Genomic DNA, 26,970 nt, shown 5'->3' on the forward strand with positions numbered 1-26,970 from the left:
ATGCAAATCATCCTGCTCGACAAGGTCGTGAACCTCGGCGGCCTCGGCGACATCGTCAAGGTCAAGGACGGCTTCGCCCGCAACTTCCTGATCCCGACCGGCAAGGCACGCCGTGCCACGGCTTCGGCCAAGGCCGAATTCGAAGCCAAGCGCGTCGAACTCGAAAAGGCTGCCGCCGCCAAGCTGGCGGAATCGCAAGCCCAGGGCGAGAAGCTCGCCGGCCGCACCGTCAAGCTGACCCAGAAGGCCGGCGTCGACGGCCGCCTGTTCGGCTCCGTCACCAACCAGGACATCGCCGATGCCCTGGAAAAAGAAGGCTTCAAGGTCGCCAAGTCGCAGATCCGTCTGCCCAACGGCCCGGTCAAGACCGTGGGTGACAACACCGTCGCCGTGCAGCTGCACACCGACGTGGTCGTCGAGATCACCGTCACCGTCTACGGCGAATCCGCTTAATCGCGTTTCACCGTCAGATGAGAAGGCCGCCTCCGGGCGGCCTTTTTTCATGGCGCGCGACCGAGGTGGCGTGGTTCATACATGACCATCCACCGTCCGCACACAGGTCGTCCACACCTTATCCAGTGACGTGCTCCGGCCTGCGCCGTAGCATGCATGGTTGCCAACCGAAGATCCATGTCCGCGATTCCAGCCCTGTCCACTTTCGATTCTTCCGCTACCGGCGATGCCGAAGTCGCCCGCCTGCGGGTGCCGCCGCACTCCATCGAGTCCGAGTCCAGCGTGCTGGGCGGGCTGCTGCTGGACAACGGCGCCTGGGACCGGGTGGGCGACCTGCTGCGGGACGTGGACTTCTACCGGCACGAGCACCGGCTGATCTTCACCGCCATCGCCAGCCTGGTGAACGCCTCCAAGCCCGCCGACGTGATCACCGTCTTCGAGCAGCTCCAGACCATCGGCAAGGGCGAGGAGGTGGGTGGCCTGACCTACCTGAACGCGCTGGCGCAATACGTGCCGAGCGCGGCCAACATCCGCCGCTACGCGGAGATCGTGCGCGAGCGCGGCATCCTGCGAAAGCTGATCAGCGCCAGCGACGAAATCGCCACCCAGGCCTTCAACACGCAGGGCGTGCCGGTCGCCAAGATCCTGGACCAGGCCGAGCAGAAGATCTTCAAGATCGGCGAGGAAGGCTCGCGCATGAAGCAGGGTTTCCAGAGCATGGACACCCTGGTGGTCGATCTGCTGGACCGCGTCCAGGAGATGGCCGACAACGCCGCCGACGTGACCGGCGTGCCCACCGGCTTCATCGACCTGGACCGTATGACCTCCGGCCTGCAGGCCGGCGACATGGTGGTGCTGGCGGCGCGCCCCTCCATGGGCAAGACGGCCTTCGCGGTGAACATCGCCGAGCATGTGGCGCTCAACGAAGGCCTGCCGGTCGCGATCTTCTCGATGGAAATGGGCGCCGCCCAGCTGGCCGTGCGTATCGTGGGCTCCATCGGTCGCATCGACCAGGGCCACCTGCGCACCGGCAAGCTCTCGGACGAGGAATGGCCGCGCCTGACCGAGGCCATCGAACGCCTGCGTACCATCTCCCTGCACATCGACGAAACCCCCGGCCTCACGCCCAGCGAACTGCGCGCCAACGCCCGGCGCCTGGCGCGCCAGTGCGGCAAGCTGGGCCTGATCGTGGTCGACTATTTGCAGCTGATGAGCGGCTCGAACGCATCCGGCTCCGACAACCGCGCCACCGAGCTGGGCGAGATCTCCCGGGGCCTGAAGATGCTGGCCAAGGAGCTGCAGTGTCCGGTGATCGCGCTGTCGCAGCTCAACCGCAGCGTGGAGCAGCGCACCGACAAGCGGCCGATGATGTCCGACCTGCGCGAGTCCGGCGCCATCGAGCAGGACGCGGACATCATCATGTTCATCTACCGCGACGACTACTACAACAAGGACAGCAAGGACCCCGGCATCGCCGAGGTCATCATCGGCAAGCAGCGGAACGGCCCGACCGGCACGGTCAAGCTGGCCTTCCTGAAGCCTCTTACGCGTTTCGAAAGCCTCGCCAGCGGCGGCATAGGCGAAGACCAGTACTGATGCGCCTTCCCGGCCTCAGTGCCGGGACACCCAAGTCAGCAGCCCGACCACCGCCAGCATCAGCACGCCGCAGACAGCCGTCAGCAGCTTGGCCCGCGCCCGCAGCGCGCCCAGCGTCTGCACCACCATCTCCTGCTGCTCGGCCAGCGATTCGAGCAGGGCGGCGGTCTCCCGCTGCTCCTTCTCCAGCACTTGAACCCGCTCGTGCAGGCCGCGAACCAGGGCGGCCATGGCCTTGGGGTCGCGTCCGTCCAGCGCCTCGGCCGCCACCTCCTGGCTGGCCGACGCTGGCTGCTGGCCCTTGCTGGAGCGGAACAGCTGCCGCGCCTGGCGCACCAGGCCGGGGGTGGACTTCAGCACGTCGTCCCAGGGCACCAGCTTCAGGGCGGTCAGCCAGACGGACATGCTCAGAGCACCTCGCTGGCGAAGTCCGCCAGGCGTGAACGTTCGCCGCGGGCCAGGGTGATGTGGCCGCCGTGCGGCCAGCCCTTGAACTTGTCCACGGCAAACGTGAGGCCGGAAGAGCCTTCGGTGAGGTAGGGCGTATCGATCTGCGCGATATTGCCCATGCAGACGATCTTGGTGCCGGGGCCGGCACGGGTGATCAGGGTCTTCATCTGCTTGGGCGTCAGGTTCTGCGCCTCGTCGATGATCACGTACTTGTTCAGGAAGGTGCGGCCGCGCATGAAGTTCAGGCTCTTGACCTTGATGCGGCTGCGGATGAGCTCATTGGTGGCCGCGCGGCCCCATTCGCCGGCGCCGCCGCCGTCGCCCTTGGCCAGGAACTCGAGGTTGTCGTCGAGCGCGCCCATCCAGGGGCCCATCTTCTCTTCTTCCGTGCCGGGCAGGAAACCGATGTCCTCGCCCACGCTGACGGTGGCGCGGGTCATGATGATCTCGGTGTAGCGGCGGTCGTCCAGCACCTGCGTGAGGCCGGCGGCCAGGGCCATCAGCGTCTTGCCGGTGCCGGCGGTGCCGGTGAGGGTGACGAAGTCGACCTCCGGATCCATCAGCAGGTTCATCGCGAAGTTCTGCTCGCGGTTGCGGGTGTTGACGCCCCAGATGTTGTTCTTGGCCGAGCCGTAATCCTTCAGGGTCTGCAGCACCGCGGTGCGGTCGCGGATCTCGGTGACGCGGGCGTACAGGCTGGTCTCGCCCGGCGCCTCGAAATACACGAACTGGTTGACCAGCAGGCTGGGCACCACCGGGCCGCTGACGCGGTAGTAGGTGTGGCCGCCGCTCTGCCAGCTCTCCACGCTCTTGCCGTGGCGGGTCCAGAAGTCGGCGGGCAGGGCGAGGGCGCCGGAGTAGAGCAGGTCGCCGTCCTCGATGACCTTGTCGTTCTGGTAGTCCTCGGCGTCCAGGCCCAGCGCACGCGCCTTGACGCGCATGTTGATGTCCTTGGACACCAGCACCACCGGGCGCGGCGCGAGCTTGGCGCGCAGCGCGGCGACCACGCCCAGGATCTGGTTGTCGGCCTTGCCCTGGGGCAGGGCGGCGGGCAGGGGGTGGTCGAGCGCCTCGGTCTGGAAGAACAGGCTGCCGCGCGCCTCGCGGTGGCCGGTGGTGTCGAGCTTCAAGCCGCGGGCGATGTCGGCGCCTTGGGCGGCGGCCAGGGCATCGAGCGTGCGGCTGGTCTGGCGGCCGTTGCGGGCGACTTCGGTCATGCCCTTCTTGTGGCCGTCGAGCTCTTCCAGCACGATCATCGGCAGGTAGATGTCGTGTTCCTCGAAGCGGAACAGGCACATCGGGTCATGCAGCAGCACGTTGGTGTCGAGCACGAAGAGCTTGCTGACGGTGTTGGCGTCGCGGGTCGGCTTGGCGTTGCGGGTCGCCGGCTTGGGCGCGGCGGCGGTGGCCGGGGCGGCAACAGCGCCGCGTCCGCGGCGTGCGGCCGGTGCCGGCGCGCGGTTTTCCACCGGCTGGGCGATGGGGCGGGAGCGGCGGGCTGCTTATCCGGCTTGAACAGCGAGGCGACCAGGGCCGCGGGCGAGGGGGTGGCGGCTGCAGGTGCCGCATCGACGGTCCTGCGGCGGCTGCTCGCGGCGGCGGTCGCCGGTACGGCGCGCAGTGGCGCAGGAGCGGAGCGTTCCTCGGGCTCGGCGTCCACGGGCGCGTTCGACTTGGCGCCGCGTCGCTCGGCTGGATTGGAGTAGGCCTCGGCAGGCAGGATGGCGGCGCGCTTGGAGGGGCGGTAGGCAGAGGCATGGACGTTCGGCTCGCTAGGAAAAATCGACCAAAACAAAAAAGCCGTCGGGGAACCCGGACGGCTTTGGTGGATGAGCGCGGTGGAAATAACCTGCAGCATGAATTCATTATGCACGACCGCCGGACGGCTGCCGCGGCGATCGTGAAACCCGCATCCGGGCGTGGAAACCGGCCCCGCAGGGCTCGGAATCAGGCTGCCTGGCGGTTCAGTTCCTTGACTGCCGTGAGCACTTCATCGACATGGCCCAGCACCTTCAGGCCGCGCCATTCGGCACGCAGCACGCCGTCCGGACCAATCAGGAAGGTACTGCGCTCGATGCCCTTGACCTTCTTGCCGTACATGATCTTGTTCTTGACCACGCCGAACATGTGGCACATTTTTTCTTCGGTGTCGGCGATCAGTTCGAAGGGGAGTTCGACCTTGGCCTTGAAGTCGTCGTGCGACTTCATGTTGTCGCGAGAGACGCCGAAGACGGTGGCGCCGGCCTTCACGAAATCCTTGTAGCGATCGCGAAACTGCATCGCTTCCGTGGTGCATCCCGGCGTGTTGTCCTTGGGATAGAAATAAAGCACTACGGTCTGGCCGGCATGCGAGGTGTTGGTAACCTTGACTCCGTTCGTTGCGATGGCTTCAAATTCGGGAATGGGCTTGTTGACAACGATCGCCATGTGAGTTCTATTTCCTATAACGGGACCTGCCGGGGATACCGACGACCGGCCGCTTCCTTACCGGGCGTACAAACCGCGATCGCAGGCCGCGATCACCGCTGCAAGTCCAGTAAAGCCGCTTCCTGCGCGGCAGCAATCCCGGATTTTATCATCGGCGCGGCAAGGGTTCCTCGCGCGGATGCCAAAAGTCCCTAAACAGAGGCCAAATCAGCCGGCTTCCAGCAGCAGGGCGGCCACCACGCGCCGGCCTTCGCCGGCCAGGATGTTGTAGGTGCGGCAGGCAGCCGCCGTGTCCATGGTTTCCAGTCCGATGCGCTTGGCGATCAGCGGGCGCAGCCAGGCCGCCGGCGGGAAGCGGTTGCGTTTGCCGCTGCCGAAGATCACCACTTCCGCATCCATCTCCGCCAGCCTGGCGAAATGCTCCGCGCCCAGCGCCTCGAAGCGATCGCATCCCCAGTCGAAGCGTTCCCCGGCGGCGCTGATGACCAGGCTGCTCTCGATCCTCTCGCCCTGGATCGTCAACCAGCCCGGGCCATATCCGCTGATGGATTGGACGTCGAAGCTATCGGGTTGCAGTTTCATGATGGGATGTGAGGGAGAAAGAAGGCCAAAAGGTTCGCGGAGCGGTCGGCACGTGGCGGCGACTGTGGTCAAATTCTAGGTTTCCCCGCGTTTCGCCCACTGCCGGAGGGACTTTGAAGGCAATCCAGAAATCCGCCAAGCTCGCCAACGTCCTCTACGACATCCGTGGTCCCATCATGGACCGCGCCAAGGAGATGGAAGAGGAAGGCCAGAAGATCATCAAGCTGAACATCGGCAACCTCGCGCCGTTCGGCTTCGATGCGCCCGAGGAAGTCCAGCAGGACATGATCCGCAACCTGCCCAATTCGGCCGGCTACTCGGACAGCAAGGGCATCTTCGCGGCGCGCAAGGCCGTCATGCACTACACCCAGCAGCAGGGCGTGAAGGGCGTGACGCTGGACGACATCTACCTGGGCAACGGCGCCTCCGAGCTGATCGCGCTGGCCACCAACGCGCTGCTGGACAACGGCGACGAACTGCTGGTGCCCATGCCCGACTACCCGCTGTGGACCGCCTGCACCAGCCTGTCGGGCGGCAAGCCGGTGCACTACCTGTGCGACGAGGCCAACGGCTGGATGCCCGACCTCGACGACATCCGCGCCAAGATCACGCCGCGCACCAAGGGCATCGTCGTCATCAACCCGAACAACCCCACGGGCGCGTTGTATTCCGACGAGCTGCTGCGCTCCCTGGTGCAGATCGCCCGCGAGCACGGCCTGCTGATCTTCGCCGACGAGGTCTACGACAAGGTGCTCTACGACGGCGTGCGCCACACCGCGATCGCCTCGCTCAGCGACGACGTGCTGACCATCACCTTCAACTCGCTGTCCAAGAGCTACCGCTCCTGCGGCTACCGCGCGGGCTGGATGACGATCTCGGGCGACAAGCGCGGCGCCACCGACTACATCGAGGGCCTGAACATGCTCTCGAACATGCGCCTGTGCGCCAACGTGCCGGGCCAGTGGGCGATCCAGACGGCGCTCGGCGGCTACCAGAGCATCAACGAGCTGGTCGGCCCCGGCGGCCGGCTGCGCCGCCAGCGCGACCTGGCCTACGAGCTGATCACCGCGATTCCGGGCGTGACCTGCAACCGCCCCGAGGCCGCGCTGTACATGTTCCCCAAGCTCGATCCGCAGATGTATCCCATCGAGGACGACCGGCAGTTCTTCCTGGAACTGCTCAATGAAACCCGCGTGATGCTGGTGCAGGGCTCGGGCTTCAACTACCCCGGCAACCACCATTTCCGCATCGTGTTCCTGCCCCACGAGGACGACCTGCGCGAGGCCATCTCGCGCATCGCGCGTTTCCTCGAAAGCTATCGTCGGCGCCACGCCTGATCCCGGTCCCGCACCTTTTTTCCTTCACCAGATTTCCATGAAACCGATTCAAGTAGGCCTGCTGGGCATCGGCACCGTCGGCAGCGGCACCTTCAACGTCCTGCAGCGCAACCAGGAAGAGATCCGCCGCCGCGCCGGCCGCGGCATCGCCATCACCATGGTGGCCGACCTCGACGTGGAACGCGCGCGCGCCGCCGTGGGCCCGGACGTGACCGTGGTGAACGACGCCCGCCAGGTCGTCGCCAACCCCGAGATCGACATCGTGGTCGAACTCATCGGCGGCTACGGCATCGCCAAACAGCTGGTGCTCGAAGCCATCGAGGCCGGCAAGCATGTGGTCACCGCCAACAAGGCGCTGCTGGCGGTGCACGGCACCGAGATCTTCGCGGCCGCGCAGCGCAAGGGCGTGATGGTGGCCTTCGAGGCGGCCGTGGCGGGCGGCATCCCCATCATCAAGTCGCTGCGCGAGGGCCTGACCGCCAACCGCATCGAATGGATCGCCGGCATCATCAACGGCACCACCAACTTCATCCTGTCGGAGATGCGGGACAAGGGCCTGGACTTCGACGTGGTCCTGAAGGAAGCCCAGCGCCTGGGCTATGCCGAGGCCGACCCCACCTTCGACATCGAAGGCGTGGACGCCGCCCACAAGATCACGCTGATGTCGGCCATCGCCTATGGCGTGCCGGTGCAGTTCGACCGGGCTTATGTCGAGGGCATCACCAAGCTGGGTGCGGCCGACATCCGCTACGCCGAACAACTCGGCTACCGCATCAAGCTGCTGGGCATCACCAAACGCGTGGCCGCGGGCATCGAGCTGCGGGTGCATCCCAGCCTGGTGCCGGCCAAGCGCCTGATCGCCAACGTCGAAGGCGCGATGAACGCGGTGATGGTGCAGGGCGACGCGGTCGGCACCACGCTGTACTACGGCAAGGGCGCAGGCAGCGAGCCGACCGCCAGCGCGGTCGTGGCCGACCTGGTCGACATCGCCCGCCTGCACACCGCAGACCCCGAACACCGCGTGCCGCATCTGGCCTTCCAGCCCGACGAGATGAGCGATGTCTCGGTGCTGCCGATGAGCGAGGTCGTCACCAGCTACTACCTGCGCCTGCGTGTGGCCGACCAGAACGGCGTGCTGGCCAAGGTCACCGGCCTGCTGGCCGCGGCCGGCATCGGCATCGACGCGGTGCTGCAGCGCGAGTCCGAGGACGTGGGCGGCGAGGGTGCTCCGCAGACCGACCTGATCATCCTGACGCACGACACCCGCGAAGGCACCATGGACGCCGCCATCGCGCAGATGCAGGTGCTGCCGACGGTGCTGGCGCCCATCGTTCGCATCCGCAAGGAAGAACTGGCCTGAAAGCGGTGAAGTAATACAATCAGGTATTACTTTTTTGGAGGACGCCATGGGTTACGCACTCACAGTCAAGAGCCAGGTGACCGTTCCGAAAGCCATGCGCCAGCATCTGAAGGTGGCAGCTGGCCAGGAGGTCGAGTACGAGGCGATGCCCGATGGCAGCGTGCGTATGACCGCGGCTGCTTCCAAACCGGCGGATGTCGAGGACATCCGTGTGGCGCTGCGCAAATGGCGCGGGACCGGGGTGCTCAAGCAGTCCACCGAGGAAATCATGCGTTTCACCCGCGGCGAAGACGCGATGCGATGACTTTGGTGGACGCCAACGTGCTGATCGATCTGGTCGAAGGCACTTCAGATTGGTACGCGTGGAGCGAGTCCGCCTTGCTGCGGGCGGCGGGGCAGGGGCCCTTGCTGATCAATGCGATCGTCTATGCCGAAATCGCTCGCGACTTCGCCAGCCAGGCCGACATCCAGGACTTCCTGCGAGACCTGCGCATCGGCGTGGACCCGCTCGACGAGGACATCGCCTTCCAGGCCGCTCGCGCCCATGCCCACTACCGCCAGGCCGGCGGCCAGCGGCACGCGACCCTGCCCGACTTCTTCATCGGCGCACATGCCAGCGTTCGCCGGCTGGCGCTGTTGACCCGCGACAGCAAACGTATCCAGACCTACTTTCCCGACGTGGAACTCATTTGTCCCAGCGCATGAAATACCTCTCCACCCGCGGCCACGCCGACCGCAAGCGCTTCTGCGAAATCCTGCTCGAAGGCCTGGCGCCGGACGGCGGGCTGTACCTGCCCGAGCACTATCCGCAGGTCGATACCGCCACCCTCGAAGTTTGGCGCGCCCTCTACGACCAGCACGGCTACGCGGCCCTGGCCTTCGAGATCCTGTCGCTCTACATCGACGACATCCCGGCCGAGGAACTGCGCGACATCTGCCAGCGCACCTACACCAAGGCCGTCTTCGGCACCGACGAGATCGTGCCGCTGCGCGAGCTGGAGAACAGCTTCTTCCTCGAAGCCCTGTCCAACGGCCCCACGCTGGCCTTCAAGGACATGGCGATGCAGCTGCTGGGCAACCTGTTCGAATACGAACTGGCGCGCCGCGGCGAGCAACTCAACATCCTGGGCGCCACCTCCGGCGACACCGGCAGCGCGGCCGAATACGCCATGCGCGGCAAGCAGGGCGTGCGGGTCTTCATGACCAGCCCGAAGGGCCGCATGAGTCCCTTCCAGCAGGCACAGATGTTCAGCCTGCAGGACGCCAACATCCACAACCTGGCGATCGAAGGTGTGTTCGACGACTGCCAGGACATCGTCAAGGCCGTCTCCAACGACCTGGACTTCAAGCGCAAGTACCGCATCGGCACGGTCAACTCGATCAACTGGGCGCGGCTGCTGGCCCAGGTGGTGTACTACTTCGCCGGCTACTTCCAGGCGTCTCGCGCCACGCCCGAGGGCGGCACGCCGGACACGGTCAGCTTCTCGGTGCCCAGCGGCAATTTCGGCAACGTCTGCGCCGGCCATGTGGCCCGCATGATGGGTCTGCCGATCCAGAAGCTCGTGGTGGCCACCAACGAGAACGACGTGCTCGACGAGTTCTTCCGCACCGGCATCTACCGGGTGCGCGGCAGCGCCGACACGCACGAGACCTCCAGCCCGTCGATGGACATCTCCAAGGCCAGCAACTTCGAGCGCTTCGTGTTCGATCTGCTCGGCCGCGACGGCTCGGAAGTCAAACGTCTGTTCTCCGACGAGCTCGGCAGCAAGGGCTTCTTCGAGCTGCACGAGCACGCTTCCTTCGCCGATGCCTCGGGCAAGTACGGCTTCGCCAGCGGCCGCAGTAGCCATGCCGACCGGGTGGACACCATCCGCGACACCTGGAAGCGCCACGCCACCATGATCGATCCGCACACGGCGGACGGCGTGAAGGTGGCCCGGCCCTTCGTGGAAAAAGGCGTGCCGATGATCGTGCTGGAGACGGCGCTGCCGATCAAGTTCGCCGCCACCATCGTCGAGGCACTCGACCAGGAGCCCGAGCGCCCGCCGGCCTTCGACGGCATCGAGGCCCTGCCCAAGCGGGTGACCGACCTGCCCGCCGGCGTGTCGGCGGTGAAGGACTACATCGTCCGGCACTGCGCGTGAAGGTCGTCGGTTTTGCCGGCTATTCCGGCTCGGGCAAGACCACGCTGATCGAGGCGGTGATCGCACTGCTGGCGGCATCCGGCCAGCGTGTCGGTGTCATCAAGCATGCGCACCATCGCTTCGACATCGACCATGAAGGCAAGGACAGCTGGCGCCATCGCAAGGCCGGCGCTGCCGAGGTGCTGGTGGCTTCGGATGTGCGCCTGGCGCTGATGCGTGAATACGCGGTGCCGCAGGAGCCGTCGGTGCACGCCCTGATCGCCGAACTCGACCCGACCCTGGACTGGGTTCTGGTCGAAGGCTTTCGCGGCGGCGAGCTGGCCAAGATCGAGGTCTGGCGCGCCCCTTCGCCGGATTTCGCGGGCCAGCCACCGCGTTTTCCGGACGACGGCCGCATCCTCGCCATCTGCACCGATCGGCCCGGGGCCTTGCCCGATACCGGCGCGCGACCGGTGCTCGACTGGGCCCGGCCCGAGGCCGTCGCCGGATGGCTGAACGAGCACGGCGACCGATTCCGTTACACGCCGCCCACCCAAGCCTGATCCGACTCGCCAGAATCGTCCCCCATGTCTTCCAAGCCCACGACCTCTCCCGCCCAGCCCGTCTCCGGCGGCGCGCCCCGCAAGCAGCTCACGGCCCTCGACGACGCACTGGCCGAACTGCTGTCCCACGCCACGCCGCTGGCGGGCGAGGGCGCCTTCGAAACGCTGTCCACCTTCGAGGCCGACCGCCGGGTGCTGGCCGAAGACCTGCTGTCCGAGCTGCAGGTGCCGCCCAACGACAACAGCGCCATGGATGGCTACGCCCTGCGCCTGTCCGACCTGTCCGGGCCGGGCACGGTGCTGCCGGTGTCGCAGCGCATCGCGGCCGGCCAGTCGCCCGGGCCGCTGGCGCCCGGATCGGCCGCACGCATCTTCACCGGCGCGCCGATTCCGGCCGGCGCCGATGCGGTGCAGATGCAGGAGTTCTGCAGCGCGCAGGACGGCGACCGGGTGCGCATCGACCGCATTCCCGCCCCAGGCGAGGCGATCCGCCGCGCTGGCGAGGATGTGCGCCGCGGCGCGGTCGTGCTGACCCGCGGCACCCGGCTGAGCCCGGCCGCGCTCGGCCTGGCCGCCAGCATCGGCCGCGCCACGCTGCAGGTGGCGCGCCGGCCGCGCGTGGCCCTGTTCTCCACCGGCGACGAACTCGTCATGCCCGGCGAGAAGGCGCCGGCCGACATGCCGGCTGGCGCCATCTACAACTCCAACCGCTTCCTGCTCAGCAGCCTGCTCAGGCGCTGCGGCTGCGAGGTGACCGACCTGGGCGTGGTGCCGGACGACTTCGACGCCACCGTGGCCGCCCTGCGCCGCGCCGCCGACGGGCACGACCTGGTGCTGACCAGCGGCGGCGTCTCCGTCGGCGAGGAGGACCATGTCAAGCCCGCCGTGCAGGCGCTCGGCGAACTCACGCTCTGGCAGATGGCCATGAAGCCGGGCAAGCCCTTCGCCTACGGCCAAGTCTGCGGCGCCCACTTCATCGGACTGCCGGGCAATCCGGTGTCGAGCTTCGTGACCTTCCTGATGATGGTGCGGCCCTTCCTGCTCAAGCTGCAGGGCGCGTCGCGCCTGTCGCCCGAACCGGTGCCGACGGTGGCGCATTTCAGCTGGCCCAAGGCCGATCCGCGCCGCGAATTCCTGCGTGTGGCGCGCGGCGCCACCGGCGGCCTGGAGCTGTTCGCGCACCAGGGCTCGGGTGTGCTGACCTCCATGGTCTGGGGCGACGGCCTGGTCGACAACCCGCCCGGCACGCCTATCGCCCCCGGGGACCTGGTGCGTTTCCTGCCGTTCTCGGAGCTGCTGTCGTGAGCCAGCCCGTCGAACTGCAGCTGCGCTATTTCGCTTCGGTGCGCGAGGCGGTGGGCACCGGCGCGGAAAGCTGGACCAGCCAGGCCGCCACCGTGGCCGGCCTGCGCGACGAACTCATCGCCCGCGGCGGCGCCTGGGCCCAGAGCCTGGCGCGTTGCCGGGCGGTGCGGGTGGCGGTGGACCAGGTGCTGCAGCAGGACGAGAGCGCCGCCTTGCGCCCCGGCGCCGAGATCGCGTTTTTTCCGCCGGTCACCGGGGGCTGACATGGGAACGCAATCCGTTCGCTCGCATGTGAGCATCCAGGCCGGGGATTTCGATCTCTCCGCCGAAGTCACGGCGCTGCGTGCCGGCGACGGCGGTGTCGGCGCGGTCTGCAGTTTCGTCGGCACGGTGCGCGACCACGGCGGCCAGGGCAGCGTGTCGGCGATGGAGCTGGAGCACTACCCCGGCATGACCGAAAAGGCGATCGAGGCCATGATCGCCGCCGCCTTCGAGCGCTTCGACATCCGCGGCGCCCGGGTCATCCACCGCATCGGCCTGCTGCAGCCGCAGGAGCAGATCGTGCTGGTGGCGGTCAGCTCGGCGCATCGGGGCGAATCGTTCAAGGCCTGTGAATTCCTGATGGACTACCTGAAGACCCAGGCGCCGTTCTGGAAGAAGGAAAGCACGCCCGGCGGCGCCCACTGGGTGGATGCGCGGGTGTCGGACGACGAAGCCCTGGCGCGCTGGGACGCCATGCCGCCCCGGTCCTGATGTTGGTCTAAACCGCGCCCAGCATCGTGCCGCGGCACTTGCGGGCGCCGCAGCGGCAGGCGTAATCTGCGGGCGATGCGCTCTCGTCGGCCGTCAGCGCGTAGTCGATGAACAGCTCCTCGCCGGGGCGCACCCGCTTGAGCGTGGCGATGCGCACCCGCAGCTTGCCGTCCTCGCCGGTCTCTTCCTGTGCCTCGCAGTTGGGCGCGCAGGCGTGGTTGAGATGGCGGGTGGCGTTGCCGCCGTTGCCGCCGTCGATCGTGGTGCCGTCCGACAGGCCGAAGAGGTAGGTGAGTTTCTCGTCCCAGGTGATGCGGGCGATCTGCCGGGCCGTGTAGCGGCGGCCGTCATAGAAGCCCAGGGTGCTGCCCTTGGGCAGGGTTTTGGCGGCGAACACGCCCAGGCCATGGATCTCGCTGTTGCGGACTTCCACGGCGGGCAAGGAAACACACGGGGTGAAGCGGGGCTGAGGCATGATGGGATTCTCGCTGGTGGACACGCTTCCATTCGAGTGCCTTCGCTTTCTACAATGAGCCCCTGTCCGGAGCAAACGCGTGCAGCACCTCGACTTCCAGGCTTTCTTCGATCTCTCGCCCAATCCCTATCTGGCGATGGACCGGGACTTCGTCATCGTCGGCGCCAACCGCGCCTATCTCGATGTGACGCAACGCCGGCTCGACCAGTTGCTGGGCCTGACGATCTTCCAGGCCTTCCCCGCCATGGCGGACGGCAGCGGGGACGACAGCGCCCTGCAGCTGCGCCACTCGCTGGAGCGCGCGCTGCACGGCCGCTGCCGCGACACCCTGCCGCTGATCCGCTACGACGTGGCGCGCGACACGCTGCAGGGCCCGGTCTTCGAGGAACGTTTCTGGAGCGCCACCCACACACCGCTGCTGGATGCCCAAGGCGAGGTGCACCTTCTGCTGCAACATACCGAGGACGTGACCGAGCTGAACCGGCTGCGCTCGCTGCAAACGCAGCCGTCCCCGGCGCAGGTCCAGGATGCGAGCTCGGTGCTGGCGGCGCACCACCTCATGGAGCGCGCGGAAGCGGTGGACGCGCGCAACCGCGCCCTGAGCGAGGAGGCGGCTGCGCTGCGCCAGTTGTTCGATCTGGCGCCGGGTTTTGTCTGCATTCTCAGCGAGCCGGGCCGTGCCTACGAAATGGCCAACGAGGCCTATTTCCGGCTGGTCGGCCGGCGCGACATCCTGGGCCGGCCCATGCAGGATGTGCTGCCCGCGCAGGAGGCCCAGGCCTTCGCGCAGGTGCTGCAAGGGGTCGGCACCACCGGCGACCGTTTCATCGCGCAGGCGCAGCCGGTGATGCTGCCCAGGCGGCCGGGCCTGGAGCCCGAACAGCGTTTCATCGATGTGCTGTGCCAGCCCATGTTCGCGCTGGACGGCAGCGTGCGCGGCTTCTTCATCCAGGGCCATGACGTGACCGAGCACTGCCACGCCCAGCGCGAGCTGCGGCGCCACCATGAGCAGCTCGAAGCGCTGGTCGCCGAGCGCACCGAGGCCCTGCAGCGCAGCGAGCAGGCGCTGATGCAGTCGCAGAAGATGGAAGCACTGGGCCAGCTCACCGGCGGCGTGGCGCACGATTTCAACAATGTGCTGCAGGTCATCGCCAGCAATCTGCAGCTGCTCAAGCCCCTGGCGCGGGACGATGCGCGCGGCACGCGGCGCATCCAGTCCGCCCTGCTCAGTGTGGACCGCGGCGCGCGCCTGGCCTCGCACCTGCTGGCCTTCGCCCGCAAGCAGCCGCTGGCGCCGGTGGCGCTGAACGCCGGGCGGCTGGTGCGCGGCATGGACGACATGCTGCGCCGTGCGCTCGGTGCCTCGGTCGAACTGCGCACCGTGGTCGGCGGCGGCCTGTGGAATGTGCTGGCCGATCCCGGCTTCCTGGAGAACGCGCTTCTCAATCTGGCGATCAATGCCCGCGATGCCATGGACGGGCAGGGCGCCCTGACGATAGAGGCCGGTAACGCCAGCCTCGACGAGCTCTACGCAGGCCTGCACGACGAGGTGGCGCCCGGGCAGTACGTGATGATCGCCGTCTCCGACACTGGCTGCGGCATGACACCCGAGGTGCTGGGCCGCGCTTTCGACCCCTTCTTCACCACCAAGCCCGACGGCAGCGGCACCGGGCTGGGCTTGTCGATGGTCTATGGCTTCGTCAAGCAGAGCCAGGGCCACATCAAGATCTACAGCGAGCCCGGCCATGGCACGACGGTGCGCATGTACCTGCCGCGCAGCCTGCAGGCCGAGCACCAGCCGGCGCCGCAAATCATGCGCCGGCTGGCGGCGGCAGCGAAACCATCCTGGTGGTGGAGGACGATGCCCAGGTGTGCGAGGCGGTGGTCGACATCCTCACCGGCCTGGGCTACCGCGTGCTCAAGGCCGGCGACGCCCAGAGCGCGCTGACCCTGCTGGAAACCGGCGTGGAAGTCGACCTGCTGTTCACCGACGTGGTCATGCCCGGCCCGCTGCGCAGCCCCGAGCTGGCGCGCCGCGCCCGGCTGCTGCTGCCCGACATCGAGGTGCTGTTCACCTCCGGCTATACCGAGAACGCCATCGTGCACGGCGGCCGGCTCGATGCCGGCGTGGCGCTGATCAGCAAGCCCTACCGGCAGGAGGAGCTCGCCGGCAAGATCCGCCACATGATCAACAACCGCGACCAGGTGCTGCAGCTGCGCGCCGAACTGCAGAAGACCGCGCAGCTCTCGCGGGGACTGCCGGCGGGCGGAGAATGACCCCTCTTCGATCGGTGGCACAATGCCGCCCGTACCAAGGCCCCTTCCAGCCACAGTCGCATCCGCCAATCGGTTCAGCCGTGTCGCGGAAGGTTTCAAACCAGCTCAGGTTTTCTCCAGGAAAACGAAAGTAGCGCCCCATGAGTGAGACATCTGTCTTCGCCGCCTACCAAGGCAATACCTATCTCTTCGGCGGCAACGCGCCGTATGTCGAGGAGATGTATGAAAACTACCTGGCCAATCCCGGCAGCGTGCCCGACAACTGGCGCACCTACTTCGACGCACTGCAGAACGTGCCGTCGGCCGACGGTTCCGACTCGCGCGACGTGCCCCACCTGCCGGTGGTCAACGCCTTCGCCGAGCGCGCCAAGCAGGGCGGCACCCGCGTCGTCGTGGCCAGCGGGGCGGACTCCGAACTCGGCCGCAAGCGCACGGCCGTCCAGCAGCTGATCGCGGCCTACCGCAACGTCGGCGTGCGCTGGGCCGACCTCGATCCGCTCAAGCGCACCGAGCGTCCCGCCATCCCCGAGCTGGAACCCTCCTTCTATGGCTTCACCGACGCCGACCAGGAAACGGTCTTCAACACCAGCAACACCTTCTTCGGCAAGGACACCATGTCCCTGCGGGACCTGCTGAACGCACTGCGCGAGACGTATTGCGGCACGCTGGGCTCGGAGTACATGCACACCACCGACCAGAACCAGAAGCGCTGGTGGCAGACCAAGCTGGAGACGGCCCGCGCCAAGCCCAGCTACAACGGCGAGCAGAAGAAGCACATCCTCGGCCGCCTGACCGCCGCCGAAGGCCTGGAGCGTTTCCTGCACACCAAGTACGTCGGCCAGAAGCGTTTCTCGCTCGAAGGCGGCGAAAGCTTCATCGCCTCGATGGACGCGCTGATCCAGGATGCCGGCGCCAAGGGCGTGCAGGAAATCGTCATCGGCATGGCCCACCGCGGCCGCCTGAACGTGCTGGTGAACTCGCTGGGCAAGCTGCCCGCCGACCTGTTCGCCGAGTTCGACCACACCGCCCCCGAAGACCTGCCTTCCGGCGACGTGAAGTACCACCAGGGCTTCAGCTCCGACGTGACCACGGCCGGCGGCCCGGTCCACCTCTCGCTGGCCTTCAACCCCTCGCACCTGGAAATCGTCAACCCGGTGGTCGAAGGTTCGGTGCGCGCACGCATGGACCGCCGCGGCGATCCGGACGGCAAGCAGGTCCTGCCGGTGCTGGTGCACGGCGACGCCGCCTTCGCAGGCCAGGGCGTCATCATGGAAACCCTGGCGCTGGCCGAGACCCGTGGCTACCACACCGGCGGCACGGTCCACATCGTCATCAACAACCAGATCGGCTTCACCACCAGCGATCCGCGCGACAGCCGCTCCACGCTGTACTGCACCGACATCGTCAAGATGATCGAGGCGCCGGTGCTGCACGTGAACGGCGACGATCCGGAAGCCGTGGTCATGGCCACCCAGCTGGCCCTGGAATTCCGCATGGAGTTCAAGAAGGACGTGGTCGTCGACATCATCTGCTTCCGCAAACTGGGCCACAACGAGCAGGACACCCCCTCGCTCACCCAGCCGCTGATGTACAAGAAGATCGCCGCCCACCCCGGCACCCGCCGCCTCTACGCCGACAAGCTGTCCGCGCAGGGCCTGGGCGAGACGCTGGGCGACGACATGGTCAAGGCCTACCGCGCCGCCATGGACGAAGGCAAGCACACGGTCGATCCGGTGCTGACCAACTTCAAGGGCAAGTACGCCGTCGACTGGAGCCCCTACCTGGGCAAGAAGTGGACCGATGCCGGTGATACCTCCATCCCGCACAGCGAGTGGAAGCGCCTGGCCGAGAAGGTCACCACCATCCCCGAAGGCGTGTCGCCACACCAGCTGGTCAAGAAGGTGTACGACGACCGCGCCGCCATGGGCCGCGGTGAAGTCAACGTGGACTGGGGCATGGGCGAAACCATGGCCTACGCCTCGCTCGTGGCCAGCGGCTACCCGGTGCGCCTGTCGGGCGAGGACTGCGGCCGCGGCACCTTCACCCACCGCCATGCCGTCGTGCACGACCAGAAGCGCGAGCGCTTCGACGAAGGCATCTACGTGCCGCTGAACCACGTGGCCGACAACCAGGCTCCGTTCACCGTCATCGACTCCATCCTGTCGGAAGAAGCCGTGCTCGGCTTCGAATACGGCTATGCCTCCAACGATCCCAACACCCTGGTGATCTGGGAAGCGCAGTTCGGCGACTTCGCCAACGGCGCGCAGGTGGTGATCGACCAGTTCATCGCCTCCGGCGAAGTGAAGTGGGGCCGCGTCAACGGCCTGACGCTGATGCTGCCGCACGGCTACGAAGGCCAGGGCCCGGAGCACAGCTCCGCTCGCCTGGAGCGCTTCATGCAGCTGTCGGCCGACACCAACATGCAGGTGGTACAACCCACCACGGCCAGCCAGATCTTCCACCTGCTGCGCCGCCAGCAGGTGCGCAATCTGCGCAAGCCCCTGATCATCATGACGCCCAAGTCGCTGCTGCGGAACAAGGACGCCACCTCCCCGGTGTCCGAGTTCACCGGTGGCGGTTTCCGCACCGTCATCGCCGAAAGCAAGGAACTCAAGGCCGACAAGGTCAAGCGCGTCGTGGTCTGCTCCGGCAAGGTCTACTACGACCTGGCCAAGCACCGCGAACAGAAGGGCGCCGACGACACCGCCATCCTGCGTGTCGAGCAGCTCTATCCCTTCCCGCACAAAGCCTTCGCGGCCGAGCTGAAGAAGTATCCGAACGCCACCGACATCGTGTGGTGCCAGGACGAGCCGCAGAACCAGGGCGCCTGGTTCTTCGTGCAGCACTACATCCACGAGAACATGCAGGACGGCCAGAAGCTGGGTTACTCCGGCCGCGCCGCCTCGGCTTCTCCGGCCGTGGGCTACTCGCATCTGCACCAGGAGCAGCAGAAGGCCCTGGTCGAAGGCGCCTTCAGCAAGCTCAAGGGCTTCGTGCTGACCAAGTGATGAGATCCCGCGGGACGTGCGCACAGGCGCCGTCCCGCTTTCGCAAGACAAATCGAAAGAAGAATTCCCATGGCAATCGTTGAAGTCAAAGTCCCGCAGCTGTCCGAATCCGTGGCCGAGGCCACCATGCTGAACTGGAAGAAGAAGGTCGGTGAAGCCGTCACCGCCGACGAAATCCTGATCGAGATCGAAACCGACAAGGTCGTGCTGGAAGTGCCCGCGCCTTCGTCGGGCGTGCTGACCGACCTGGTGGTGGGCGACGGCGGTACCGTCGTGTCCGACCAGGTCATCGCCAAGATCGACACCTCGGCCACCGCCAGCGCAGCGCCTGCCGCCGCGGCTCCTGCGCCGGCCGCCGCCGCGCCTGCGCCCGCTGCCGCCGCACCGGCCGCCACCGGTGGCGCCAAGTCCGACGTCGCCATGCCCGCCGCCGCCAAGCTGCTGGCCGACAACAACCTGTCCACCTCCGACGTCTCCGGCTCCGGCAAGGACGGCCGCGTGACCAAGGGCGACGTGCTGTCGGCCGTGGCCTCCGGCACCAAGCCCGCTGCCGCTCCGGCTCCCGCCGCCGCACCGAAGCCGGCCCTGGCGCAAGTCGCCGCACCGGTCTCCGCCGACCTGGGCGAGCGCCCGGAACAGCGCGTGCCGATGAGCCGCCTGCGCGCCCGCATCGCGGAGCGCCTGCTGCAATCGCAGTCCACCAACGCCATCCTGACCACGTTCAACGAAGTCAACATGGCCCCGGTGATGGACCTGCGCAAGCGCTTCCAGGACAACTTCACCAAGGAACACGGCGTGAAGCTGGGCTTCATGTCCTTCTTCGTGAAAGCCGCAGTGCACGCCCTGAAGAAGTTCCCGGTGCTCAACGCCTCGGTGGACGGCAACGACATCATCTACCACGGCTACTTCGACATCGGCATCGCCGTCGGCTCGCCGCGCGGCCTGGTGGTCCCGATCCTGCGCAATGCCGACCAGCTGAGCTTCGCCGACATCGAGAAGAAGATCGCCGAATTCGGCAAGAAGGCACAGGAAGGCAAGCTGGGCATCGACGACATGACCGGCGGCACCTTCTCCATCTCCAACGGCGGCACCTTCGGCTCGATGATGTCCACCCCCATCATCAACCCGCCGCAGTCCGCCATCCTGGGCGTGCACGCCACCAAGGACCGCGCCGTGGTCGAGAACGGCCAGGTCGTGGTCCGTCCGATGAACTACCTGGCCATGTCCTATGACCACCGCATCATCGACGGCCGCGAAGCCGTGCTGGGCCTGGTGGCGATGAAGGACGCGCTGGAAGATCCGTCGCGCCTCCTCTTCGACATCTGATCCGTCCGCTGCGTGCCGCGTGAAGTGCTCGCAGTACTTTCTTTCGACACGCCAGCGCCCTGACCGCCAGGCCATTGCGCTGGAGTGGATCGAAGAAGTCGTGGATCATCCGGAGCATCGACTGCACCAGTCCGATGGCCGCCTGCGGCTGTGGGCCCGTGTACCGCAGGCCGAAGGCCGCTGGTTGCGGGTGGTGCTGCTGGAGGATGGTGAAACCGTCCACAACGCCTTTTTCGATCGGAGCTTCCGCCCATGAAAGTGAAGTATTTCGAGGATACCGACACGCTCTACATCGAGTTCCGGTCGGGCGGCATCGTCGAATCGCGCGATCTCGACGAAAACACGCTGCTGGAACTCGACGATCAGGGGCGCGTCTGCGCCATGACCATGGAGCACGCCCGCGAGCGTGCCGACATACCCACTTTTTCTTTTGAACAGGTCGCGGCGGCCCGTCCGTCCGCGGCCCTCTGAGGCAGCAAACCATGTCCCAACAATTCGACGTCATCGTCATCGGCGGCGGCCCCGGCGGCTATATCGCGGCCATCCGCGCGGCACAACTCGGCTTCAAGGTCGCGGCCATCGACGAATGGAAGAACGCGGCCGGCGGCCCGGCACCCGGCGGCACCTGCACCAACGTGGGCTGCATCCCCTCGAAGGCGCTGCTGCAGTCCTCCGAGCACTTCGAGTTCTCGCACAAGCACCTGGCCGAGCACGGCGTGAAGGTGTCGGGCGTCGAGCTCGACCTGCCCACGCTCATCGGCCGCAAGGACACCGTCGTCAAGCAGAACAACGACGGCATCCTGTACCTGTTCAAAAAGAACAAGATCAGCTTCTTCCACGGCCGCGGCTCCTTCGTGTCGGCCACCGACGCGGGCTACGAGATCAAGGTCTCCGGCGCCAAGGAAGAGACCCTGTTCGCCAAGCAGGTCGTGCTGGCCACCGGCTCCAACGCCCGTGCGCTGCCGGGCACGCCCTTCGACGAAATCAACGTGCTGTCCAACGACGGCGCGCTGCGCCTGGGCGCCGTGCCCAAGAAGCTGGCGCTGATCGGCTCCGGCGTGATCGGCCTGGAAATGGGCTCGGTCTGGCGCCGCCTGGGTGCGGAAGTCACCATCCTCGAAGGCCTGCCGACCTTCCTGGGCGCGGTCGACCAGCAGGTCGCCAAGGAAGCCAAGAAGGCTTTCGACAAGCAGGGCCTGAAGATCAACCTGGGCGTGAAGGTCGGCGAGATCAAGGCATCGGACGCCGGCGTCTCCATCGCCTACACCGACGCCAAGGGCGAGGCGCAGACGCTGGAAGCCGACAAGCTCATCGTCTCCATCGGCCGCGTGCCCAACACCATCGGCCTGAACGCCGAAGGCGTGGGCCTGAAGCTCGACGAGCGCGGTGCCATCGTGGTCGACGAAGAGTGCAAGACCAACCTGCCCGGCGTCTGGGCGATCGGCGACGTGGTGCGCGGCCCGATGCTGGCGCACAAGGCCGAGGAAGAGGGCGTTGCCGTCGCCGAGCGCATGGCCGGCCAGCATGGCCACGTCAACTTCAACACCATCCCCTGGGTCATCTACACCAGCCCGGAAATCGCCTGGGTCGGCAAGACCGAAGAGCAGCTGAAGGCCGACGGCGTCGCCTACAAGGCCGGCTCTTTCCCCTTCCTGGCCAACGGCCGCGCCCGTGCGCTGGGCGACACCACCGGCTTCGTCAAGTTCATCGCCGATGCGACGACCGACGAGATCCTGGGCGTGCACATCGTCGGCCCCTCGGCCAGCGAACTGATCTCCGAAGCCGTCGTGGCGATGGAGTTCAAGGCCAGCGCCGAAGACATCGCGCGCATCTGCCATGCCCACCCGTCCCTGTCGGAAGCGACCAAGGAAGCGGCGCTGGCGGTGGACAAGCGCACGCTGAACTTCTGAGCGTGAAAGTCCGCGAGGCCTACGAGGCCGAACTCCGGCAGCGGGGCTTCGTGGCCGATCCCGCGCAGCTGCGCGCGGTCGACGCGCTGCAGCGCTGCGCCGACGAATGGACGGCATTCGAGCAGAAGCGTGGCGGCGGCGCGCTACGGCGCCTCTTCGGCGGCAAGCCGGAGATTCCGCGCGGCGTCTACATGTACGGCGGGGTGGGGCGCGGCAAGAGCTTCCTGATGGACTGCTTCTTCAACGCCGTGACTATCGAACGCAAGGTGCGGCTGCACTTCCACGAGTTCATGCGGGAAGTGCACCGCGAGCTGGCCGGGCTGCAGGGCACGGTCAATCCGCTGGACGAACTCGGCCGCCGCATGGCCGAGCGCTACCAGCTGATCTGCTTCGACGAATTCCATGTGGCCGACATCACCGACGCGATGATCCTGCACCGGCTGCTGGTGGCCCTGTTCGACAACAACGTGGGTTTCGTCACCACCTCCAACTTCAAGCCCGACGGCCTCTATCCGGACGGCCTGCACCGCGACCGCATCCTGCCGGCCATCGCGTTGCTCAACGAGCGCATGGAAGTGGTCAACGTGGACAACGGCACCGACTACCGGCGCCGCACGCTGGAGAAGCTTAAGCTCTATCACACGCCGCTGGGCGCCGAGGCCGACGCGGCGATGACCGAGGCTTTCGACCACCTGGCCGAGACACGCGACGAAGACCCGGTGATGACCATCGAGGCGCGCAGGATCGAGGCCAGGCGCAAGGCCGGCGGCGTGGTGTGGTTCGACTTCCGCACCCTGTGCGGCGGGCCGCGCTCGCAGAACGACTACCTGGAAATCGCCACGCAGTTCCACACGGTGCTGCTGTCCGATGTGCCGCACATGCCGGTCAACATGGCGTCCGAGGCGCGGCGCTTCACCTGGCTGATCGACGTGCTGTACGACCGGCGCGTCAAGCTCATCATGTCGGCCGCCGTGCCGCCGGAAGCGCTCTACACCGAAGGGCCGCTGGCCCATGAGTTTCCCCGGACCGTCTCGCGCCTGAACGAAATGCAGTCGGCCGAGTTCCTGGCGTTGGAGCGCCGGGTGGTCGATACTGCCATCACATGAGACTTGCGCGTTTTTCCCCCGGCCTGGCCGCTGTGGCCCTGGCCGCGATGCTGGCCGCCTGCAGCCACACGCCGCTGCCCGAGATTCCCGAGGGCCTGCGGCCGCGCGCCGAGCCGATCGAGCCCGATGTGGCGGCCCGTCTCTTCGCCGAGGTGCAGGCCGAACGTGACAGGCTGACGGCCGCACAGGCGACCGAGGAGGCGCAGTGCTACCAGCGCTTCGTCGTCAACGCCTGCTTGCTGGAGGTGCGCGACAGGTACCGGCCGCAGCTCAACGCCTTGAACCACCGCGATACCGCGGTGCGCGCCGGCGAGCGCCAGCGCCACGAGCTCGAACGCCTGGCCCGGGTGGAAGAGCAGCGCCAGCAGAACGAACGCGACGAAGAGCGTGCCCGGCAGCGCGCCGCGACCGCCGTGCCGACCGAGCAGCGCCAAGCGGACCTAGATCGCCGCAACGCCGACCGCGCCGCCGCCGCGCCCGGCAATGCGGCGCGCGCGCAGGCCAATCGCAGCAGCGCCCAGCAGTCGCACGAAAAAGCGGTGGCCGACCAGGCGCAGCGCGCCGCGGCGGCGCCGGATGAACGCCGCCAATACGACGAACGGGTGAAGGCCGCGCAGGAGCGCCGTGAGGCGCAGGCCCGGCGCGAGCAGGAAAACAAGGACAAGGTTCCGGCCCAGCCGCTGCCGGAAACGCCGGCGCCGCCATCGCCGCCGGTACAGGTCCGCTGAGCGGCCGGCCGCCCGGGCCGCTTCAGTTCGGCCGGCGCGGTGCCAGTGGCGGCACCAGCGGCGGCACGGTGGCCCGCACGGGCGCCGCCTCTTCCTGCGGCGCCTCCATGCGCACCAGGGCGATCGACAGGTTGTCGCCGCCGCCACGTGCGCGCCGCCTGGCGCCGGACACCAGCGCCTGCGCCGCATCGCGCGGCGGCAGGTCGTTGATGGCCGAGCCGATCTCGTGCGGGGCGAAGTAGTGCCACAGGCCGTCGCTGCAGGCCAGGATGGTGTCGCCGGGCTGCAGCCTGGCGATGCTGTGCAGGGTGATCGGCGGCGGCTCGGGTGTGCCCAGGCAGCCCATCAGGATATTGGACTTGGGGTGCACATTGGCCTCGGCCTCGGTGATCTCGCCGCGGTCCACCAGGCCCTGCACATAGGAGTGGTCGCTGGTGCGGGTGAGCAGCTCCCGGCCGCGGTAGTGGTAGATGCGCGAATCGCCCACATGCACCCAGTGGCAGTCGCCGCGCGGGTTGATCAAAAAGGCCGCCAGGGTGCTGTGCGGCTCCTGCTCGGCGGACATGGCGATCAGGCCGATGACCAAATGAGCGTCCTCCGCGATGCGGCGCAGCAGGGCCGGCGCCTCTTCCTGGTAGGGCACGAACTGCTCGAAGAGCTGCTGGGCCGTCAGGATCACCTGGTCGGATGCCTTGCGCCCACCGCTGCGCCCGCCCATGCCGTCGGCCACGATGCCCAGCAGGCAGCCGTTGAAGCGGGGATGGGAGAGCAGGGCGACCCGATCCTGCTGGTAGGCGCGGTCACCTTGGTGGATACCGGTGGCGCCGGCGAGACGGAATTGGGATGACATGAAGGAGTCGCGGGCGGACGGGGGACGGGCGGCGCAGACTTTATCATCGGGCGTGCCGGATCACGGCAGGTCAGGGCCGCTCATGCGTTTTTATTCTTCTTGCCTTCCTCGCCGCCCGGTGGCCCGCCTATGCCGGCGTTGAGCGGAGATCGTCCCGCGGCCGAGCCGTCCGGCCTAATCGCCGCCGTCGAGCAGGCCTTCGAGCCGGACGGCTGGCTGGCGCAGGCCGCCGAGCAGTTCCGCCCGCGCGAGGGCCAGCGCCGCATGGCGATCGCGGTGGCCGAAACCATCGCGGAAGGCGGCGTGCTGGTGGCCGAGGCCGGCACCGGCGTCGGCAAGACCTATTCCTATCTGGTGCCTGCGCTGCTCAGCGGCGAACGGGTGCTGTTCTCCACCGCCACCAAGACCCTGCAGGACCAGCTCTTCTCGCGCGACCTGCCGCGCTTGGTGCAGGCGCTCGGCCTGCCGCTGCGCACCGCGCTGCTCAAGGGGCGGGGCAGCTACCTCTGCCTGCAGCGGCTGGAAGTGGCGCGGCAGACCGATGCCGGCGGAGACCGCAGCATCCAGCGGGTGCTGGCCAAGGTCGAGACCTGGGCCCAGGCCACCCGCACCGGCGACCTGGCCGAGCTGCCCGGCCTGGACGAACGCAGCCCCGCGCTGCCGCTGATCACCTCCACTCGCGAGAACTGCCTGGGCGCCAAATGCCCGCAGTTCCGCGCCTGCCACATCAACACCGCCCGGCGCGACGCGCTGGCGGCCGATGTGGTGGTGATCAACCACCATCTCTTCTTCGCCGACCTGGCGGTGCGCGAATCCGGCATGGCCGAGCTGCTGCCCACCGTGCGGGTGGCCATCTTCGACGAGGCCCATCAGCTCAACGAGACCGGCGTGCAGTTCCTCGGCCTGCAACTGGGCAGCGGCCAGCTGCTGGACTTCGCCCGCGACGTGCTGGCCACCGGCCTGCAGCAGGCGCGTGGCCTGGCCGACTGGCCACGCCATGCGGCCGATGTCGAACGCGCGGCACGCGAACTGCGCATGAGCGCCGGCGATGCCTATGCCGGCAGCAAGCTGCGCTGGACCGGCCTGCAGCCCGAAGGCGTCGATCCCGAGGGCTGGAGCGGCGCGCTGGCGGCGATCGACAGCGGCCTGGAGGCCATGCAGGCCGCGCTCGACACGGTCAGCGAGCTGGCGCCCGATTTCGTGCGGCTTTTCGAGCGGGCGGCCGAGCTGCGGCGGCGCGCCGCCCTGTTCGCGCAGGCCAGCGCGCCGGGCGCGGTGCGCTGGGCCGATGTCACGGCCAGCCAGCTGCGACTGGTGGAGTCGCCGCTGGACATCGCCCAGGCAGTGCGCGAGCGGCTGCTGGGCATGAAGACCCAGCCGGTGGCCGATGCCGAAGAAACGCCGCCCTACAGCGACGACGATGAAGACGACATGGCCTCCCTGCAGGCCGGCTGGCCGTCCGGCGACACGGCGCGTGCGGCGGCCGCGCAGGAAGGCGAACGCCCGCGGGCCTGGATCTTCACCTCGGCCACCCTGGGCACCGACGAGCGCCTGAGCTGGTTCACAGAGCCCTGCGGCCTGCAGGACGCCCGCATCCTGCGGGTGGACAGCCCCTTCGACTACGCCCGGCAGGCGGCCGTCTTCGTGCCGCCGCAGCTGCCGCGGCCGGCAGATGCCGGCCATGCGCTGCAGCTGGCCCGCCTGGTGGCGCCGGCGGTGGCCACCCTGGGCGGCCGCACGCTGGTGCTGACCACCACGCTGCGTGCCCTGCGCACCATCGGCGAAGCGCTGCAGCAGCATTTCGGCGAAAGAGGCGCGGTGGAGGTGCTGGTGCAGGGCCAGGGCACCAAACGCATGCTGCTGGACCGCTTTCGCGAAGGCGATTCGCAAGGCCGCGCCGGCTGCGTGCTGGTCGCCTCGGCCTCGTTCTGGGAAGGGGTGGATGTGCCGGGCGAGGCGCTGCAACTGGTAGTGATCGACAAGCTGCCTTTCCCGCCGCCCAACGACCCACTGGTCGAAGCGCGTGCGCAGCGCCTGGAACAGTCCGGCCGCAGTGCGTTCAACAGCTATTTCGTGCCCGAGGCCGCGGTGGCCCTGAAGCAGGGCGCCGGCCGGCTGATCCGCCGCGAGGACGACCGCGGCATCCTGCTGGTGGGCGATACCCGCCTCACCGGCATGCCCTACGGCAAGCGCCTGCTGGCGGGACTGCCGCCGATGCGGCGCCTGCACGACCAGGCGGAATTCGAAGAGGCCCTGGCCGAACTCGCCGCGCTCAGGCCGCCCGAGTCCGCCGGGCCGGATGCGGAAACGGCCGCGGACTTCTTCGACTGGTGATCAGCCG

At 67.7% G+C, this 26,970-nt stretch carries 25 protein-coding genes and 2 pseudogenes; 21 read left to right on the forward strand and 6 right to left on the reverse strand.

Going from position 1 to position 26,970, the window contains the following annotated elements; translation table 11 throughout:
* Together rplI and dnaB are read left to right on the forward strand one after the other, a co-directional pair.
* Nucleotides 1–453 (forward strand): 50S ribosomal protein L9, encoded by a 453-nt coding sequence (rplI, locus tag GT347_RS23780; RefSeq protein WP_160554546.1) that lies wholly within the window; start codon nucleotides 1–3, stop codon nucleotides 451–453.
* A 177-nt stretch (nucleotides 454–630) separates the two neighbouring features.
* The gene (gene dnaB, locus GT347_RS23785; RefSeq protein WP_160554547.1) at nucleotides 631–2,049 is read left to right on the forward strand and encodes a replicative DNA helicase; all 1,419 of its coding nucleotides are present in this window, start codon (nucleotides 631–633) and stop codon (nucleotides 2,047–2,049) included.
* A 15-nt stretch (nucleotides 2,050–2,064) separates the two neighbouring features.
* On the opposite strand, the gene GT347_RS23790 is transcribed toward dnaB, so the two are convergent.
* From GT347_RS23790 to GT347_RS23805, 4 genes are all read right to left on the reverse strand, one after another.
* Nucleotides 2,065–2,454, reverse strand: coding sequence for a hypothetical protein (locus tag GT347_RS23790; RefSeq protein WP_160554548.1), 390 nt, complete (start codon nucleotides 2,452–2,454; stop codon nucleotides 2,065–2,067).
* A 2-nt stretch (nucleotides 2,455–2,456) separates the two neighbouring features.
* Entirely contained in the window at nucleotides 2,457–3,968 is a 1,512-nt protein-coding gene (locus tag GT347_RS23795; protein ID WP_229722456.1) for a PhoH family protein, read from the reverse strand.
* A gap of 478 nt (nucleotides 3,969–4,446) precedes the next feature.
* On the reverse strand, nucleotides 4,447–4,926 hold the full coding sequence (locus tag GT347_RS23800; protein WP_160554549.1) for a peroxiredoxin: 480 nt from the start codon (nucleotides 4,924–4,926) through the stop codon (nucleotides 4,447–4,449).
* Between the two features lie 207 nt (nucleotides 4,927–5,133).
* On the reverse strand, nucleotides 5,134–5,508 hold the full coding sequence (locus tag GT347_RS23805; protein WP_160554550.1) for an Mth938-like domain-containing protein: 375 nt from the start codon (nucleotides 5,506–5,508) through the stop codon (nucleotides 5,134–5,136).
* 113 nt (nucleotides 5,509–5,621) lie between these two features.
* Here GT347_RS23805 and GT347_RS23810 point away from each other — a divergent pair, with 113 nt between their 5' ends.
* The 9 genes from GT347_RS23810 to GT347_RS23850 are packed head-to-tail and all read left to right on the forward strand — an operon-like array spanning nucleotide 5,622 to nucleotide 12,949.
* Complete coding sequence (locus tag GT347_RS23810; RefSeq protein WP_160554551.1) at nucleotides 5,622–6,845, forward strand: pyridoxal phosphate-dependent aminotransferase; 1,224 nt, start codon at nucleotides 5,622–5,624, stop codon at nucleotides 6,843–6,845.
* Between the two features lie 37 nt (nucleotides 6,846–6,882).
* A complete protein-coding gene (locus GT347_RS23815) occupies nucleotides 6,883–8,205 on the forward strand; it encodes a homoserine dehydrogenase (protein ID WP_160554552.1) in 1,323 nt (440 codons plus the stop codon).
* Nucleotides 8,206–8,251: 46 nt separating this feature from the next.
* Nucleotides 8,252–8,509: an AbrB/MazE/SpoVT family DNA-binding domain-containing protein gene (locus GT347_RS23820; protein ID WP_160554553.1), complete on the forward strand. Its 258-nt coding sequence runs from the start codon at nucleotides 8,252–8,254 to the stop codon at nucleotides 8,507–8,509.
* A complete protein-coding gene (locus GT347_RS23825) occupies nucleotides 8,506–8,910 on the forward strand; it encodes a type II toxin-antitoxin system VapC family toxin (protein ID WP_160554554.1) in 405 nt (134 codons plus the stop codon). The genes GT347_RS23820 and GT347_RS23825 overlap by 4 nt, the downstream gene beginning before the upstream one ends.
* Complete coding sequence (gene thrC / locus GT347_RS23830; protein WP_160554555.1) at nucleotides 8,907–10,349, forward strand: threonine synthase; 1,443 nt, start codon at nucleotides 8,907–8,909, stop codon at nucleotides 10,347–10,349. The genes GT347_RS23825 and thrC overlap by 4 nt, the downstream gene beginning before the upstream one ends.
* Nucleotides 10,346–10,891 (forward strand): molybdopterin-guanine dinucleotide biosynthesis protein B, encoded by a 546-nt coding sequence (gene mobB / locus GT347_RS23835; RefSeq protein ID WP_160554556.1) that lies wholly within the window; start codon nucleotides 10,346–10,348, stop codon nucleotides 10,889–10,891. The genes thrC and mobB overlap by 4 nt, the downstream gene beginning before the upstream one ends.
* A gap of 24 nt (nucleotides 10,892–10,915) precedes the next feature.
* The gene (locus GT347_RS23840; RefSeq protein WP_160554557.1) at nucleotides 10,916–12,196 is read left to right on the forward strand and encodes a molybdopterin molybdotransferase MoeA; all 1,281 of its coding nucleotides are present in this window, start codon (nucleotides 10,916–10,918) and stop codon (nucleotides 12,194–12,196) included.
* The gene (locus GT347_RS23845) at nucleotides 12,193–12,459 is read left to right on the forward strand and encodes a MoaD/ThiS family protein (RefSeq protein ID WP_160554558.1); all 267 of its coding nucleotides are present in this window, start codon (nucleotides 12,193–12,195) and stop codon (nucleotides 12,457–12,459) included. The genes GT347_RS23840 and GT347_RS23845 overlap by 4 nt, the downstream gene beginning before the upstream one ends.
* Nucleotide 12,460: 1 nt before the next feature.
* Entirely contained in the window at nucleotides 12,461–12,949 is a 489-nt protein-coding gene (locus GT347_RS23850; protein WP_160554559.1) for a molybdenum cofactor biosynthesis protein MoaE, read from the forward strand.
* 7 nt (nucleotides 12,950–12,956) lie between these two features.
* Here the strand turns inward: GT347_RS23850 and GT347_RS23855 are convergent, their stop codons facing one another.
* On the reverse strand, nucleotides 12,957–13,424 hold the full coding sequence (locus GT347_RS23855; RefSeq protein ID WP_160554560.1) for an SET domain-containing protein: 468 nt from the start codon (nucleotides 13,422–13,424) through the stop codon (nucleotides 12,957–12,959).
* A gap of 136 nt (nucleotides 13,425–13,560) precedes the next feature.
* Between GT347_RS23855 and GT347_RS28105 the strand changes: the two are divergent.
* The 9 genes and pseudogenes from GT347_RS28105 to GT347_RS23900 all read left to right on the forward strand — a co-directional run.
* Nucleotides 13,561–13,842 (forward strand): annotated as a pseudogene (locus GT347_RS28105) (PAS domain-containing protein); the annotation flags it as partial.
* A 141-nt stretch (nucleotides 13,843–13,983) separates the two neighbouring features.
* A pseudogene (locus GT347_RS27720) lies at nucleotides 13,984–15,701 on the forward strand (ATP-binding protein).
* 140 nt (nucleotides 15,702–15,841) lie between these two features.
* A complete protein-coding gene (locus GT347_RS23870) occupies nucleotides 15,842–18,709 on the forward strand; it encodes a 2-oxoglutarate dehydrogenase E1 component (protein ID WP_160554563.1) in 2,868 nt (955 codons plus the stop codon).
* Between the two features lie 69 nt (nucleotides 18,710–18,778).
* The gene (odhB, locus tag GT347_RS23875) at nucleotides 18,779–20,035 is read left to right on the forward strand and encodes a 2-oxoglutarate dehydrogenase complex dihydrolipoyllysine-residue succinyltransferase (protein WP_160554564.1); all 1,257 of its coding nucleotides are present in this window, start codon (nucleotides 18,779–18,781) and stop codon (nucleotides 20,033–20,035) included.
* Between the two features lie 19 nt (nucleotides 20,036–20,054).
* The gene (locus tag GT347_RS23880) at nucleotides 20,055–20,291 is read left to right on the forward strand and encodes a hypothetical protein (protein WP_160554565.1); all 237 of its coding nucleotides are present in this window, start codon (nucleotides 20,055–20,057) and stop codon (nucleotides 20,289–20,291) included.
* The gene (locus GT347_RS23885) at nucleotides 20,288–20,506 is read left to right on the forward strand and encodes a DUF2283 domain-containing protein (RefSeq protein ID WP_160554566.1); all 219 of its coding nucleotides are present in this window, start codon (nucleotides 20,288–20,290) and stop codon (nucleotides 20,504–20,506) included. The genes GT347_RS23880 and GT347_RS23885 overlap by 4 nt, the downstream gene beginning before the upstream one ends.
* Before the next feature lie 11 nt (nucleotides 20,507–20,517).
* Nucleotides 20,518–21,945 (forward strand): dihydrolipoyl dehydrogenase, encoded by a 1,428-nt coding sequence (gene lpdA / locus GT347_RS23890; protein WP_160554567.1) that lies wholly within the window; start codon nucleotides 20,518–20,520, stop codon nucleotides 21,943–21,945.
* A gap of 2 nt (nucleotides 21,946–21,947) precedes the next feature.
* The gene (zapE, locus tag GT347_RS23895) at nucleotides 21,948–23,051 is read left to right on the forward strand and encodes a cell division protein ZapE (RefSeq protein WP_160554568.1); all 1,104 of its coding nucleotides are present in this window, start codon (nucleotides 21,948–21,950) and stop codon (nucleotides 23,049–23,051) included.
* On the forward strand, nucleotides 23,048–23,779 hold the full coding sequence (locus GT347_RS23900; protein ID WP_160554569.1) for a hypothetical protein: 732 nt from the start codon (nucleotides 23,048–23,050) through the stop codon (nucleotides 23,777–23,779). Before zapE ends, GT347_RS23900 begins: the two co-directional genes overlap by 4 nt.
* 22 nt (nucleotides 23,780–23,801) lie before the next feature.
* On the opposite strand, the gene GT347_RS23905 is transcribed toward GT347_RS23900, so the two are convergent.
* Complete coding sequence (locus GT347_RS23905; protein ID WP_160554570.1) at nucleotides 23,802–24,629, reverse strand: PP2C family protein-serine/threonine phosphatase; 828 nt, start codon at nucleotides 24,627–24,629, stop codon at nucleotides 23,802–23,804.
* Between the two features lie 129 nt (nucleotides 24,630–24,758).
* On the opposite strand from GT347_RS23905, the gene GT347_RS23910 reads away from it, so the two are divergent.
* A complete protein-coding gene (locus GT347_RS23910) occupies nucleotides 24,759–26,963 on the forward strand; it encodes an ATP-dependent DNA helicase (RefSeq protein WP_160554571.1) in 2,205 nt (734 codons plus the stop codon).
* Nucleotides 26,964–26,970 lie beyond the last annotated feature (7 nt).

Origin of the sequence: Xylophilus rhododendri (assembly GCF_009906855.1) — a bacterium.
Taxonomy (GTDB): Bacteria; Pseudomonadota; Gammaproteobacteria; order Burkholderiales; family Burkholderiaceae_C; genus Xylophilus; species Xylophilus rhododendri.

What these genes read in the sequence shown, in the direction of transcription:
- GT347_RS23855 (WP_160554560.1), bottom strand. Translation starts at nt 13,424, where the DNA reads ATGCCTCAGCCCCGCTTCACCCCGTGTGTTTCCTTGCCCGCCGTGGAA.
- GT347_RS23910 (WP_160554571.1), top strand. Translation starts at nt 24,759, where the DNA reads ATGCCGGCGTTGAGCGGAGATCGTCCCGCGGCCGAGCCGTCCGGCCTA.
- GT347_RS23825 (WP_160554554.1), top strand. Translation starts at nt 8,506, where the DNA reads ATGACTTTGGTGGACGCCAACGTGCTGATCGATCTGGTCGAAGGCACT.
- GT347_RS23900 (WP_160554569.1), top strand. Translation starts at nt 23,048, where the DNA reads ATGAGACTTGCGCGTTTTTCCCCCGGCCTGGCCGCTGTGGCCCTGGCC.
- rplI (WP_160554546.1), top strand. Translation starts at nt 1, where the DNA reads ATGCAAATCATCCTGCTCGACAAGGTCGTGAACCTCGGCGGCCTCGGC.
- GT347_RS23870 (WP_160554563.1), top strand. Translation starts at nt 15,842, where the DNA reads ATGAGTGAGACATCTGTCTTCGCCGCCTACCAAGGCAATACCTATCTC.
- GT347_RS23790 (WP_160554548.1), bottom strand. Translation starts at nt 2,454, where the DNA reads ATGTCCGTCTGGCTGACCGCCCTGAAGCTGGTGCCCTGGGACGACGTG.
- odhB (WP_160554564.1), top strand. Translation starts at nt 18,779, where the DNA reads ATGGCAATCGTTGAAGTCAAAGTCCCGCAGCTGTCCGAATCCGTGGCC.
- GT347_RS23840 (WP_160554557.1), top strand. Translation starts at nt 10,916, where the DNA reads ATGTCTTCCAAGCCCACGACCTCTCCCGCCCAGCCCGTCTCCGGCGGC.
- GT347_RS23850 (WP_160554559.1), top strand. Translation starts at nt 12,461, where the DNA reads ATGGGAACGCAATCCGTTCGCTCGCATGTGAGCATCCAGGCCGGGGAT.
- GT347_RS23805 (WP_160554550.1), bottom strand. Translation starts at nt 5,508, where the DNA reads ATGAAACTGCAACCCGATAGCTTCGACGTCCAATCCATCAGCGGATAT.
- GT347_RS23820 (WP_160554553.1), top strand. Translation starts at nt 8,252, where the DNA reads ATGGGTTACGCACTCACAGTCAAGAGCCAGGTGACCGTTCCGAAAGCC.
- lpdA (WP_160554567.1), top strand. Translation starts at nt 20,518, where the DNA reads ATGTCCCAACAATTCGACGTCATCGTCATCGGCGGCGGCCCCGGCGGC.
- GT347_RS23885 (WP_160554566.1), top strand. Translation starts at nt 20,288, where the DNA reads ATGAAAGTGAAGTATTTCGAGGATACCGACACGCTCTACATCGAGTTC.
- GT347_RS23800 (WP_160554549.1), bottom strand. Translation starts at nt 4,926, where the DNA reads ATGGCGATCGTTGTCAACAAGCCCATTCCCGAATTTGAAGCCATCGCA.
- dnaB (WP_160554547.1), top strand. Translation starts at nt 631, where the DNA reads ATGTCCGCGATTCCAGCCCTGTCCACTTTCGATTCTTCCGCTACCGGC.
- thrC (WP_160554555.1), top strand. Translation starts at nt 8,907, where the DNA reads ATGAAATACCTCTCCACCCGCGGCCACGCCGACCGCAAGCGCTTCTGC.
- GT347_RS23815 (WP_160554552.1), top strand. Translation starts at nt 6,883, where the DNA reads ATGAAACCGATTCAAGTAGGCCTGCTGGGCATCGGCACCGTCGGCAGC.
- GT347_RS23905 (WP_160554570.1), bottom strand. Translation starts at nt 24,629, where the DNA reads ATGTCATCCCAATTCCGTCTCGCCGGCGCCACCGGTATCCACCAAGGT.